This is a genomic window from Pontibacter arcticus (assembly GCF_003284895.1).
Classification (GTDB): Bacteria; Bacteroidota; Bacteroidia; order Cytophagales; family Hymenobacteraceae; genus Pontibacter; species Pontibacter arcticus.
This window is the reverse complement of record NZ_QMDV01000001.1, coordinates 1,025,489-1,038,158: the sequence shown is the minus strand read 5'-3', so window position 1 is coordinate 1,038,158 and position 12,670 is coordinate 1,025,489. Positions and strand designations below refer to the sequence as shown.

The following is a 12,670-nucleotide window of genomic DNA, read 5'->3' as shown; positions in this document are numbered from 1 at the left end:
TCAACTTAAAAAGAAAAAAGCCTTGCAAGTTACTACTTACAAGGCTTTTGTTAATCTGAGGTAGCGGGAACAGGACTCGAACCTGTGACCTTTGGGTTATGAGCCCAACGAGCTACCAACTGCTCCATCCCGCACTGTTATTGTGTTACAAAAGTAGTGGTTTTAGTTTACAATGCAATACCCAAGTCAAAAAAACTGAAAAAAATTTCAGCGCTTTAAAATTTACTGGTGATACCGAAGTGTATTTTAGAGTACTTAAGCGATAATGGTTGTTGCTCCGACCTGCCCACCGAATAGATCAACTGGAAAATACCGGCGCCTGTACTAAAGCTGATACCACCGCCCAAGCCCAAAGGAAAATCCTGTGTATTAACTTCTTCCAGATCGCTGCGGTAATACCCCTGGTCATAAAAAAGCAACACATAAGAATCTTCGGCTGTAAAGAGGCGATATTCTAACGTACCTACTGCAAAGCTGGAGGCATAAAAGAAGTAATCGTCAAAACCGCGCAAAGAGGTAAGCCCACCAATCCGGTACATATCGTTCAGCAGAATCTGGTCATTAAACAAAGCTTCGCCACGGACACGGGTTAGCAAGGCGCTGTTTTTGCCGAGACGCATAAAATTCTCCAGCCGGAGGCTCAGGCTTAGTTGTGTTGTAGTCAGATCTAAAGTATCATAAAAGCTGCGCTCCAGCTCGGCACTGCGCAATAGTTTTTTGGTACCGGCAGCCAGTTGCAGTTCTACTAACCTGCCTTTGCGCGGGTAGTAAAAATCATCGAGGTTGTTCCAAAGGTAAGTAAGGCCATAGGTGTTGGTGCGGGCATCGGCCAGGCTCAGGTTTTTTAACTGCTGCAGGTTGGCCGCCGACAATACCCTGGAGTTACGCCACTCGCTGTATACGCTTACTTTGCCATACTTTAATGTATAATAACTTAGCTGCAGGCGCGGCTGCACAGTAATAAAAGAGGAATCCTGCTTTAATAGATTAAACCGCGCACCCAATTCGAAGGGCGTGCCAAACAGGTTGGGGTGCAGGTATTCCCCGTTCAGGATAACAGACCCACGGTTTACGCGCCGCCATTGCAGGCCTATACTTTTACCGGTCCCTTTTATGTTGCGGATATTGAGGTTGGCCTCGCCGGTAATAAGCAGTTTTTTATCCGGTCGGGTTGGGTCTGGCAGAAAACCAACCACGCCATCCAGTTGGTTCGCCTGCCTGTCTTCCAGAAAATAGTATACCCGCGCTTTATCACGGGCAAACCGAACTTGTGGAGGGCGCGTTGCTTTGATATAAGGCAGTGCCGAAAGCATTCGCTGCGAAGCCGCGATCTGGTCCTGGTTGTAAAGTTGGCCGGGGTATAGCTGCAAATAGCGCATCAGAAACTTAGGCTTTGTTTTACTTCCGCCCATCACCTGCACCGAATCATAGGTAACCACAAAGGCTTTTTCTACCATCAGGGCCGCTTCAATTTTATTGTCTTTAATCGTGATCGAATCGAGCCAGACCGAAGCGAAAGGGTAGCCATTGCGCTCTGCATACGCTAAAATGCGCTGTTGCAGCTTTACATACTCGGCTGGTTTAAAAGCGGTGCCCTGGTAAAATTTTTCGCGAAAGCCTGACTCTACCAACACACCTTCGCTCATGTTGCCGTTGCGTAGTTTGGCCCACGCAAAAGGCTGGCCTATATGCAGTTTCACGTGGAGCGTATCGTTTCTGGAAAAAGAACTGTCGGCGGAGGCAAGCAGGTAAGCGTCCTGTTGCAATCTGTAAACCAGCGCCTGTACTTCTTTCCTTGCTTCGGGTGCACCGGGCAAGCTGGTTCTGGTATTATAGCGCCTTAGCGTTTCTTTATCTTCTTCGGAAGTATAAAACCGTAACGCAACAGCTGTGGGCGTTATATCTACTGCCTGTGCTTTGTCCTGTGCCTGCGCCAGCGGCAGCCTCCACAACAAAATCAGGAATAAGGCAGCGATTTTATACATTTGTGAAAGTAATGTGCTGATGCGTTAATTATTTAATGAAACCAGTAACAGGTATAATTTTAATCAAAATTAGGTACAAAACGACAGCTATCAACAAGTAAGTGGCGCTTTGCAAGTTTCCATTGAACAATTAACCTGTTTTATACATTCATTCAGTAGCACATTACCACATTAACCAATTAACACACTAACTCTTGCCCGGAATTTACCTTCATATACCTTTCTGCAAAAAAGCCTGCCATTACTGCGATTTCCATTTCAGTACCTCTATGGGTCACAAAACCCAGACTGTACAGGCCATTGCGCATGAACTGGAACTCCGGCAAAACTACCTGCAGGGCCAGCCAGTACAAACCATTTATTTCGGCGGAGGCACACCCTCGCTGCTTTCGCAGGAGGAGTTGCAACTGCTGCTGGCAACAATCAGGAAGCTATTTATAGTTTCGGAGGATGCCGAAATAACCCTGGAGGCTAACCCGGACGACCTATCCAAAGAAAAACTACGGGAGTTGCGGGCTGCAGGCATCAACAGGCTGAGCATCGGTTTGCAATCTTTCCACGAGCCGCACCTACGCCTGATGAACCGCGCCCATACCGCCGACGAAAGTATAAAATCCGTTAAAAACGCGCAGGAAGCTGGTTTCGATAATATTTCCGTTGATCTGATGTATGGCATTCCGGCCCCTGACCACAGCATCTGGCAACAGGATATGGCTATACTTTTTGAGCTGGGTGTGCAGCATGTTTCGTGTTACGGCCTTACCATAGAGCCTGACACGGCGCTGGGCCGCTGGAGCAAGAAAGGCACGTTTAAGCCCGCCGAAGATGATTTTACAGCCGAACAGTTCGAAATGCTGCTCCAGCAAATGCGGCTGCATAACTTTACCCAATACGAGATTTCTAACTTTTGCCAGCCAGGCTACGAGTCGGGGCATAACAGCAATTACTGGCGCGGGGTGCATTATTTAGGCGTCGGGCCCAGCGCACACTCTTTTAACAGGCACTCGCGGCAGTATAATGTGGCGCACAACAGAAAGTATACCGATGCCCTGGCGCAAAACCTGGTACCTTTCGAGCTCGAAGAACTTACTCTAGCCGACCAGGCCAACGATTATCTGCTGACCACCCTGCGCACCAGCTGGGGCTGCGACCTGCTTAAAGTAGAACTGGAATACAAGTATGACATCAGGCTGAAACACGCTGCTTATTTACAGGATTTACAACAAAAAGAACTGGCCATACTTACCGGAAGTATACTTCGCTTAACAGACAAAGGCAAGCTTTTAGCCGACCAGATTACACTAGACTTGCTAGCTGAGTAAGGCCTATTTGTCAATAGTTTATCTTTCAAAATTTCTGAATAGTAGTATATAGATACACATTTATTTTTTTAGCTTTGCTGAGGTATTAACAGGTTAATTATAAAGTATAACTTATAAGCAGATGGCGTTACAGTTAGAACCTGTTCACTCAACTGAGTTTCTTAAAATTGAAGCTGATCATGTTGCCAGGTTGGTCCGGACGGAGTGGTTACGAGGCGCATCTACAGAAGAGTTAATAGAGGGCACGCAGTTGCTAAAAAATATTCTGGCTGGCAATAAATATGAGAAAGTGCTGGGCAATGCACAACTGCTCACAAGCCTGAGTGCCGAATCAAAAGAGTGGCTTTCCACACATTTTTATGCTGCCTTATCCGACACAAATTTACAGCAACTGGCGCGCGTAATGCCTGAAAACCTCTTCAACAAGCTTGCTCTGGAGTCTGTTATTACACGCGCTGAGTCTATCGGCAGGATTTCTTACAGCATCAAAAATTTCGCTAAAGAGGTAGATGCCCTTGCTTGGCTGAATATAAAAGGCTAAAATAACGGTTCCTAAAGCCGTAAAAATGATTAGCGAAGCCACTATCACCTACCACAACCAAACCTATACGTTTAACCCGCTTTCACCGCTCGATATTTCGATGCCCTTGCATGATGGCGATGCGCAACCAGAGTGTTTCTGGGCCGAGCCTGCGACTTTTGATGTGATCCGGGTAGGTGATTTTGTAGGCAGCGTGGCAGAAGGCGGTAGCACCAATTACAAGCGCATCCACTTAACCCCACACGGAAACGGCACCCACACCGAATGCTACGGCCACATCTCCGCCGACGAAAATGCTACCATCCACAATTGCCTGAAACGTTTTTTGTTTGTTGCCCACCTGATAACGGTAACACCTCAGAAGTATGAAAACGGCGATGAAATTGTGTTGCTGGAAGACGTAAAAGCACAGCTGCAAAGTATAAAAACGGAAGCTGTTATACTTCGGACAACCCCAAACACCGCCGATAAACTGACACGCCATTACTCCGGCACTAACCCGCCCTACTTAGAGCCTGCTATTGGCCAGTATTTAGCTGAAAAAGGTGTACAGCATTTATTACTCGACCTGCCCTCTGTGGACCGCGAACTGGATGAAGGTCAGCTTTTATGCCACCACACGTTCTGGCAATATCCTAAAAACACCCGCTGCGGCGCTACCATCACCGAGCTTATTTTTGTGCCCGATCACATCCGGGATGGTTTATACTTGCTAAATTTACAGATCACTAGCTTACAACTGGATGCCAGCCCGAGCAAGCCTGTCCTTTATCCGTTAACACCGGTTTATCCTGCCCTATAAGCTGTGCCATCATGAAACAAATACACGCCAGGAGCAGGTGCAGGTATAAAATAAAAGCCGAAGCATTAGCCCCGGCCTTCGGTAAATTAGTTGTTTGTAAGATGCGTGTTTACTAGAATAATTGCTCTGCTACTTTTCTAACAGTTTCTGATTTGCCCATGGAGTAATAGTGCAGGCAAGGCACACCAAACGCTATCAGTTCTTTTGATTGCTGAATGGCCCATTCTACGCCAATTTGGGCAGCCGCTTTGTTATCCCGGCAATTTTCTACTGCATCAGCCAGGTCATACGGAATTTCGATATGGAACAGGCTTGGCAGTACGTTGAGCTGGGTTTTAGTGGTAAAAGGTTTCAGGCCCGGAATGATGGGTACATTTATACCTTCGGATCGGCACAGGTTTACAAAATCGAAGTATTTCCGGTTATCAAAAAACATCTGCGTTACAATGTAATCCGCGCCCATCTCTATTTTCTTTTTCAGCCAGCGCAAATCAGATTTCAGGTTGGGCGCCTCAAAATGCTTTTCAGGGTAACCAGCCACACCAATGCAAAAATCAGTACCGCTGTTATAGACCTGCTCTTTATCGAGGTAGCTGCCGTTGTTCATTTCCACGATCTGCCCAATCAGTTCGGAAGCATAATGGTGGCCATCTGCTTCCGGTATAAACCGTTGCTCACTTTTCACGCAATCGCCACGCAAGGCCAGCACATTATCGATCCCCAGGAAATGCAGGTCGATGAGTGCGTTTTCGGTCTCCTCTTTTGTAAAACCACCGCAGATCAGGTGAGGCACGGTGTCCACTTTATAATGGTTCTGGATGGCTGCACAAATCCCGACGGTGCCCGGACGCTTTCTGGTGGTACGTTTCTCGAGCAATCCGTTTTCATGCGTTTTGTATACATACTCTTCGCGGTGGTACGTTACATCGATAAACGGCGGCTTAAACTCCATTAACGGGTCGATGTTGCTGAACAAGGCTTTCATGTTTTCACCTTTCAGCGGAGGCAGAATCTCAAAAGAAAACAGGGTACTGGTCGCGTTTTGTATGTGTTCAGTTATTTTCAAAGTATGATAAAGTGTTAAGTGGTTTACTTTCTAAATGGTTATGCTACCGGATCTAACCACCCCCAACCCCTCAGAGCTACGCTCGCTACCTTCGAACTCGCGTTCTCGGTAGTCTAAGGCGGGGAATGCTAGCTTTGCTGTATATAAGTATCCCTTGCTGGTGCGAGCTTGTAGCTCGTACCAAGTTATTTAGAGTGTAAAAGATACGAGCTGCAAGCTCGCACCAGCAAGAGAGAAAAAATATTAGTTCCCTCTCTTGTTCTTAGGAGAGGGTTGGGGTGAGGTAAATTACACTGCCTGCTGCGCCACCGGCTTCGGCTCATAGTTCAGGTTCGGCGATAACCAACGCTCCAGTTCTTCTTTGGTCATGCCTTTGCGCTGTGCGATATCTGTTACCTGATCTTCTCCAATCTTACCTAATCCAAAGTACCTAGATTCCGGGTGCGAGAAGTATAAACCGCTCACAGCTGCGGTCGGGTACATGGCCAGGTTTTCTGTTAGTATAACACCTGATGTTCTTTCCGCATCCAGCAGATTAAACAGCGTTATTTTTTCGGTATGGTCGGGGCAGCCCGGGTAGCCTGGTGCCGGGCGAATGCCTTTATAGTTTTCTTTGATCAGGTCTTCGTTGGTCAGATTTTCTTCCGGCGCATAGCCCCATAATTCTTTTCTGACTTTGGCATGCATCAGTTCGGCAAAGGCTTCGGCTAAACGGTCGGCCAGCGCTTTCACCATAATGGCTTTATAGTCGTCGTGCTCGGCTTCATACTTTTCAATAAGCTTTTCAATACCAAAACCAGCGGATACCACAAAGCCACCAATATAATCGGGCACACCGGTTTGTTTTGGAGCCACAAAATCTGAGAAAGCCATGTTAGGCACGTTTCCGCCTTTCTTGCCTTGCTGCCTTAGGGTATGAAATTCGGTCAGCACGTTTTCACGTGCATCATCGGTATATATTTCAATCGTATCGTCGGCTTTCACATTAGCCGGGTAGAAACCCACTACAGCGCGCGCTTCGAGCAGTTGCTGATCCACGATCTCCTGCAGCATTTGCTGGGCATCGTTAAAAAGCTTGGTTGCCTCCGTGCCTAATTCCGGATCGCTTAATATTTTCGGGTACTGCCGTTTTAGCTCCCATGCATGGAAGAAAGGCGTCCAGTCGATATAAGGCACGATCTCTGACAGCGGATAGCTTGTGTATACTTTGTTGCCCAAAAAGCCTGGCTTGGTTGGATGCGTGGAGTTCCAGTCGATTTTATACTTGTTAGCGCGGGCTTCTGCTATTGTTGCAAACGCACGCTCTTTGCTACGGCTCAGGTGGTCTTCGCGCAGTTTCTGATACTCCGCTTTAATCTCGGCAATATAGCTTTCACGCTCGCTACTTAACAGGCTGCTGACTACGGTTACACTCCTCGAGGCATCATGCACGTGCACAACCGGGCCGCTATATTGAGGCGCAATTTTAACAGCTGTATGCACTCTGGAAGTGGTAGCACCGCCAATCAGCAATGGAATCTTCATGCCACGGCGTTCCATTTCCTGTGCTACGTATACCATTTCATCCAGCGACGGCGTTATCAGACCACTCAGGCCAATAATGTCTACTTTGTGCGCTTCAGCTTCGGACAAGATTTTATCCAGCTGCACCATCACGCCCAGATCTATCACCTCGTAGTTGTTGCAGGCCAGCACCACGCCCACAATATTTTTCCCGATATCGTGCACGTCGCCTTTCACGGTCGCCATCAGTATCGTTCCGGCTGTAGATTTAGATGTATCGCCTGCCAGCTTTTCTGCTTCCATGAACGGCAACAGGTACGCTACCGACTTTTTCATGACGCGGGCGCTTTTCACTACTTGCGGCAGAAACATCTTCCCGGCACCAAACAAATCACCTACTACTGACATACCCGCCATCAGCGGCCCTTCTATTACATCCAGTGTTTTAGTTGCTTTCTGGCGCGCCTCTTCTGTGTCTTCTTCAATATAGTCCACTATACCGCGCACTAGTGCATGCTCCAAGCGTTCTTTTACGGGTGCCTCGCGCCAGGCTGTATCAGCTGTCGTTGCGGTTTTGCCTTTGCCCTTTACAGTTTCAGCGTAGGTTACCAGTTTTTCGGTAGCGTCGGGGTAGCGGTTAAAGATAACATCTTCGATCAGGTCGCGCAGCCCGGGTTGTATTTCGCTGTACACGCCCAGCATGCCGGCATTTACAATACCCATGTCCATGCCTGCCTGCACGGCATAGTATAAAAACACGGTATGCATCGCTTCGCGCACTATATCATTGCCCCTGAACGAGAACGACAGGTTACTTACGCCACCACTTACCAAGGCATGCGGCAGGTTGGCTTTTATCCATTTTACTACCTCGATAAAGTCTACGGCATAATTGTTATGCTCTTCTATACCTGTGGCAATGGCCAGTATGTTCGGGTCAAAAATGATGTCCTGCGGCGGAAAGCCCACTTCATCCACTAATATGCGGTAAGATCTTTCACAGATTTCTTTTCGACGCTCCAACGTATCGGCCTGTCCCTGCTCATCAAATGCCATCACCACCACGGCGGCACCATACTGGCGCACTTTGCGGGCAAGCTTTTTAAAAGCTTCTTCGCCTTCTTTAAGTGAAATAGAGTTAACTATAGATTTGCCTTGCACACATTTCAAACCAGCTTCGATCACGCTCCACTTCGAAGAGTCGATCATGATCGGCAGTTTAGAAATATCGGGTTCAGACGCGATCAGGTTCAGGAAATTAGTCATGGCCTGTTCTGAGTCAAGCATACCTTCGTCCATGTTCACGTCGATGATCTGCGCGCCTCCTTCTACCTGTTGGCGGGCAACAGCAAGGGCCTCTTCAAACTGACCGTTTACAATAAGGCGGGAAAACATTTTAGAGCCGGTCACATTGGTGCGTTCGCCGACATTTACAAACAAGCTTTCGGGGGTAATGGTGAGAGGCTCGAGGCCGCTGTAGCGTGGGAGTGGAGCAACCGGGGTAGGAACGTGTGGTTTATACTTTCGCACTAAGTCTGCAATTACTTTGGTGTGTACGGGCGTAGTACCACAACAACCCCCCAATATATTTACCAACCCTTCTTTCAAGTATTCTTCCACTATAGCTCCCATTTGCTCGGCTGTTTCATCGTAGCCACCAAATGCGTTTGGCAAACCAGCGTTCGGGTAAGCGCTAATGTAACAGTCTGAAATACGGGATAGCTCCTGGATATGCGTTTTCAGTTGACGGGCGCCCAAAGCACAGTTAAAACCTATACTTAGTAAAGGCGCATGCGAGATGGAGTTATAGAATGCTTCTACCGTTTGTCCCGATAAGGTACGGCCGCTGGCATCGGTTATAGTTCCGGAGATCATGACCGGCAGTTCTTTGCCACCATCGTTCACAAATTGCTGTATCGCGAAAAGGGCAGCCTTACAGTTAAGCGTATCAAATACTGTTTCAACCAGCAGCAAGTCAGAGCCGCCTTCTACCAAACCGCGCACCTGCTCATAGTAGGCTTCAACCAATTGGTCAAAAGTAATAGCGCGGTAGCCGGGGTTGTTCACATCCGGAGACAGCGAAGCGGTGCGGTTCGTTGGGCCAATGGCACCAGCTACAAAGCGTTTATGCGAAGGGGCTTCGGCCTCCATATCATCTGCAGCCTCACGCGCAATTTTGGCAGATGCATAGTTCAGCTCATACACGATGTGCTCCAGACCATAATCTGCCATGGCGATGCTGGTACCGCTAAACGTATTGGTCTCAATGATATCGGCGCCAGCTTGCAGGTACTCGGTATGTATGGTTTTGATGATATCCGGGCGGGTAATGGAAAGTAGGTCGTTGTTGCCTTTCAGGTCGGAGGGATGAGCCTTGAAACGCTCGCCACGAAAGTCGGCTTCCTGGAGCTGGTAACGCTGGATCATGGTGCCCATCGCACCATCAAGCACAAGCACGCGTTCCTGTAATAAAGTATAAATCGGATGTGAGTGGATCATGGCCAGTGTCTTCTTTAATAAAATGCTACGCAAAAAATTATCAAGAAAGACACCTTAAACTAAAGGAAAAGCATCGGTCTTATCTTTCCCGGGCATGGTTACCGGGAGGGAGTTAGCACCAAGCGTTACCATGGTTGCTAAGACATCACAGGGCCCTGTCCCTCAGTCTTTCTTGATAAGAAGCTACAAAGCTACGCAGGAAGCAGCAGGAAATAAAATTCTGCTGCCAAAAAGTATACTTTCAGAAAGAGTATGTGCTAATTTCTAAAGTGGTGTTTATACTTCGCGGAAATGCAAAAAGGGATACAAATTGTATCCCTTTTCTAAAAAGGTTTAATTGATTTACTCTCTAACCTTTTATAGTTTAGTATACGCAGCCTTTTAAGGTAAGTTACTGTATACTAAATTTTTATACTTTATTTTAAAACAGAAAAGGGATGCAAAATGCATCCCTTTTCTGTTTTGGCTGCTTACGCGGCCAGGCCTGTTGCAATTAAGCTTCGGCAGTTACTTTAGGTAATACAGAAACGAACGAACGGTTCTTGATACCTTTTTTGAAAGATACTACGCCATCCACTAACGCGAACAAAGTATGGTCTTTACCGATACCTACGTTTTTGCCTGGGTGGTGGGCAGTGCCTCTTTGTCTTACAATGATGTTACCAGCGATAATATCCTGGCCACCGTAAATCTTAACACCAAGTCGTTTAGAGTGTGACTCGCGGCCGTTATTAGAACTACCAGCTCCTTTTTTGTGTGCCATTTTTTTACTATTTAGTTCAGGTTATTAACTAACCTAAAAGATTTTACGATAAATTTCTTCTTACTGCTTATCCAATGCTCTCGATCAGGACCTTCGTGAATTGCTGGCGGTGGCCATTCTTCTTCTTGTATCCTTTTCTTCTCTTCTTTTTGAAAACGATTACTTTATCACCTTTCACAGTCTCAGTCATGATTTTACCAACCACTTTAACACCGCTAACGAAAGGAGCACCTAAAGTTATACTGCCGTTATCATCAGTAAGAAGAACATTGGCGAACTCAACGGCGTCACCTTCTTTGCCGGAAAGCTTGTTAGCGTAGATGAACTTACCGCTCTCTACTTTGGTCTGTCGACCTGCGATTTCTACAATTGCGTACATCAGCTTCAATGTATGTTTATGAAAATTTAGTCTGCAAAAGTACGGTACATATTTTAATTAACAAAGCCTTCGTTCTTAAATAGTTTCATGCATTGTTCAGGTTGTGTACAAATTTGTGGAAAACAATGTTTATATCTTCCCTCATTTTTGCACCACTTCGCAAAATTTACTCTAAACTGTTAACTACCTGCCGTCTACGTAAAATTTTATACTTTCCTGTTTTCCACACAGCAGCAGCGGGCGTGTAACTTAAAATTTTACTACACATATCTGTCTAAATTTTTACGCCGTTTTTACCCTTAATTGTGCACCAATCAGCATTTTAAACACACTTTTATACTTTGTCTTTAAGCAACTCTGTACCATTTTCAGAATATACGGGCGCACTTATATAGCTTATCAACAATGTGGATAAACCTGTGTATTTACCCGCAACTTGCACAGCCACAACAGCTTAACAACATGTGGAGAAATTGAACAACTTTCGCCTCCCAAATCGAGTTCCTTTCTATATATTTGAACTCCCGATATCATGAGCACCGCAGCCATACTTGCGGGCCGATATTCTTAACATATAAAAGGAGTTCCTGCTTACCCTAGCTTTAACTCTTTAAAACCAAACGTTTACATACTTATGGAGCCAATACTGAAAGAAAACAAAAACCGGTTCGTCCTGTTCCCGATACAGCACGACGAGGTGTGGCAGATGTATAAAAAAGCAGAAGCTAGTTTCTGGACGGCAGAAGAGATCGACCTCTCGCAGGACCAGAAGGATTGGGAAAACCTGAACGACGGCGAGCGTCATTTTATCAGCCACGTGCTGGCCTTCTTTGCGGCTTCGGATGGTATTGTAAACGAAAACTTGGCTGTTAACTTCATGAACGAAGTGCAGATACCGGAAGCGCGTTGCTTCTATGGTTTCCAGATCATGATGGAGAACATCCACGCCGAAACATACTCGTTGCTGATCGATACTTATATTAAGAAGCAATCAGAAAAAGATTACCTGTTTAACGCCCTGGAAACAGTGCCGGCAGTTGCTAAAAAAGGAGAGTGGGCCCTGCGCTGGATCGAAAGCGAAAGCTTTGCAGAGCGCCTGGTAGCTTTTGCTGCCGTTGAAGGTATTTTCTTTTCGGGATCGTTCTGCTCTATCTTCTGGCTGAAAAAACGTGGTTTAATGCCGGGCCTAACCTTCTCGAATGAGCTGATCAGCCGCGACGAAGGCCTGCATTGCGATTTTGCCTGCCTGCTTTATAAGATGTTGCAGAACAAGCTATCAGAAGCACGTGTGCACGAAATTATCCGTGATGCGGTAACCATTGAGCAAGAATTTGTAACGGACGCCTTGCCGGTAGACCTGATCGGGATGAACGCCAAACTGATGAGCCAGTATATTGAGTTTGTAGCCGACCGCCTGTTAGGAGAACTTGGTTACAGCAAGATTTACAACTCTGCCAACCCATTCGATTTTATGGAAATGATCTCGCTGCAGGGCAAAACCAACTTCTTCGAGAAGCGCGTAGCAGATTACCAAAAAGCCGGCGTACTGGGTGGCTCTGATAAGAATGTGTTCTCGATGGACGAGGATTTTTAATAAAAACGTAAGTATAAACCGGGGATTCATACTTACGCTTCCCGGTTTATACTTCCCTTTCTGCTTTGCCTGATTTGTTTTTGCGAAGTAGCTGTTACCCAAGTATAAAATCATAAAATTCCCGGCTTTACTTGTACTTAAACGGCGCATACTTGCTGCTACGTATGGGCAAATTAAAAGCCGGATAGTACCAACCAATTCAGATTACCTGTGCTT

General features: G+C 46.5%; 9 protein-coding genes, 1 tRNA gene and 1 riboswitch. Of the genes, 4 read left to right on the top strand and 6 right to left on the bottom strand.

Annotation, left to right across the window (positions count from 1 at the left end; all coding sequences use genetic code 11):
• Positions 1 to 61: 61 nt before the first annotated feature.
• Positions 62 to 134 (bottom strand) — tRNA-Met (locus tag DP923_RS04670).
• Positions 135 to 215: 81 nt separating this feature from the next.
• Positions 216 to 1,985 carry a POTRA domain-containing protein gene (locus DP923_RS04665; protein WP_239020936.1) on the bottom strand — a complete coding sequence of 590 codons (1,770 nt, stop codon included), beginning with the start codon at positions 1,983 to 1,985 and terminating at the stop codon, positions 216 to 218.
• Positions 1,986 to 2,179: 194 nt separating this feature from the next.
• Here DP923_RS04665 and hemW point away from each other — a divergent pair, with 194 nt between their 5' ends.
• The 3 genes from hemW to DP923_RS04650 all read left to right on the top strand — a co-directional run bounded on the left by hemW (position 2,180) and on the right by DP923_RS04650 (position 4,650).
• Positions 2,180 to 3,307, top strand: coding sequence for a radical SAM family heme chaperone HemW (hemW, locus tag DP923_RS04660; protein WP_112304614.1), 1,128 nt, complete (start codon positions 2,180 to 2,182; stop codon positions 3,305 to 3,307).
• Between the two features lie 121 nt (positions 3,308 to 3,428).
• Positions 3,429 to 3,848, top strand: a complete 420-nt coding sequence (locus DP923_RS04655) for a hypothetical protein (RefSeq protein ID WP_112304613.1) — start codon at positions 3,429 to 3,431, stop codon at positions 3,846 to 3,848.
• A 25-nt stretch (positions 3,849 to 3,873) separates the two neighbouring features.
• The gene (locus tag DP923_RS04650) at positions 3,874 to 4,650 is read left to right on the top strand and encodes a cyclase family protein (RefSeq protein WP_112304612.1); all 777 of its coding nucleotides are present in this window, start codon (positions 3,874 to 3,876) and stop codon (positions 4,648 to 4,650) included.
• Positions 4,651 to 4,762: 112 nt separating this feature from the next.
• On the opposite strand, the gene metF is transcribed toward DP923_RS04650, so the two are convergent.
• The 4 genes from metF to rplU form a co-directional block, all read right to left on the bottom strand.
• Positions 4,763 to 5,716, bottom strand: coding sequence for a methylenetetrahydrofolate reductase [NAD(P)H] (metF, locus tag DP923_RS04645; RefSeq protein ID WP_112304611.1), 954 nt, complete (start codon positions 5,714 to 5,716; stop codon positions 4,763 to 4,765).
• Between the two features lie 288 nt (positions 5,717 to 6,004).
• Positions 6,005 to 9,718, bottom strand: coding sequence for a methionine synthase (gene metH, locus DP923_RS04640; protein WP_112304819.1), 3,714 nt, complete (start codon positions 9,716 to 9,718; stop codon positions 6,005 to 6,007).
• Between the two features lie 76 nt (positions 9,719 to 9,794).
• Positions 9,795 to 9,900: riboswitch (SAM riboswitch) on the bottom strand.
• A 311-nt stretch (positions 9,901 to 10,211) separates the two neighbouring features.
• Complete coding sequence (gene rpmA / locus DP923_RS04635) at positions 10,212 to 10,481, bottom strand: 50S ribosomal protein L27 (RefSeq protein WP_112304610.1); 270 nt, start codon at positions 10,479 to 10,481, stop codon at positions 10,212 to 10,214.
• A 67-nt stretch (positions 10,482 to 10,548) separates the two neighbouring features.
• On the bottom strand, positions 10,549 to 10,860 hold the full coding sequence (gene rplU / locus DP923_RS04630) for a 50S ribosomal protein L21 (protein ID WP_112304609.1): 312 nt from the start codon (positions 10,858 to 10,860) through the stop codon (positions 10,549 to 10,551).
• A gap of 634 nt (positions 10,861 to 11,494) precedes the next feature.
• On the opposite strand from rplU, the gene DP923_RS04625 reads away from it, so the two are divergent.
• The gene (locus DP923_RS04625; RefSeq protein WP_112304608.1) at positions 11,495 to 12,454 is read left to right on the top strand and encodes a ribonucleoside-diphosphate reductase small subunit; all 960 of its coding nucleotides are present in this window, start codon (positions 11,495 to 11,497) and stop codon (positions 12,452 to 12,454) included.
• The last annotated feature ends 216 nt before the right edge of the window (positions 12,455 to 12,670 follow it).

Bases quoted from the DNA above. Each gene is read 5' to 3' on its own strand.
- DP923_RS04665 (WP_239020936.1), bottom strand. From the start codon at position 1,985: ATGTATAAAATCGCTGCCTTATTCCTGATTTTGTTGTGGAGGCTGCCG.
- DP923_RS04655 (WP_112304613.1), top strand. From the start codon at position 3,429: ATGGCGTTACAGTTAGAACCTGTTCACTCAACTGAGTTTCTTAAAATT.
- DP923_RS04650 (WP_112304612.1), top strand. From the start codon at position 3,874: ATGATTAGCGAAGCCACTATCACCTACCACAACCAAACCTATACGTTT.
- metH (WP_112304819.1), bottom strand. From the start codon at position 9,718: ATGATCCACTCACATCCGATTTATACTTTATTACAGGAACGCGTGCTT.
- rpmA (WP_112304610.1), bottom strand. From the start codon at position 10,481: ATGGCACACAAAAAAGGAGCTGGTAGTTCTAATAACGGCCGCGAGTCA.
- rplU (WP_112304609.1), bottom strand. From the start codon at position 10,860: ATGTACGCAATTGTAGAAATCGCAGGTCGACAGACCAAAGTAGAGAGC.
- DP923_RS04625 (WP_112304608.1), top strand. From the start codon at position 11,495: ATGGAGCCAATACTGAAAGAAAACAAAAACCGGTTCGTCCTGTTCCCG.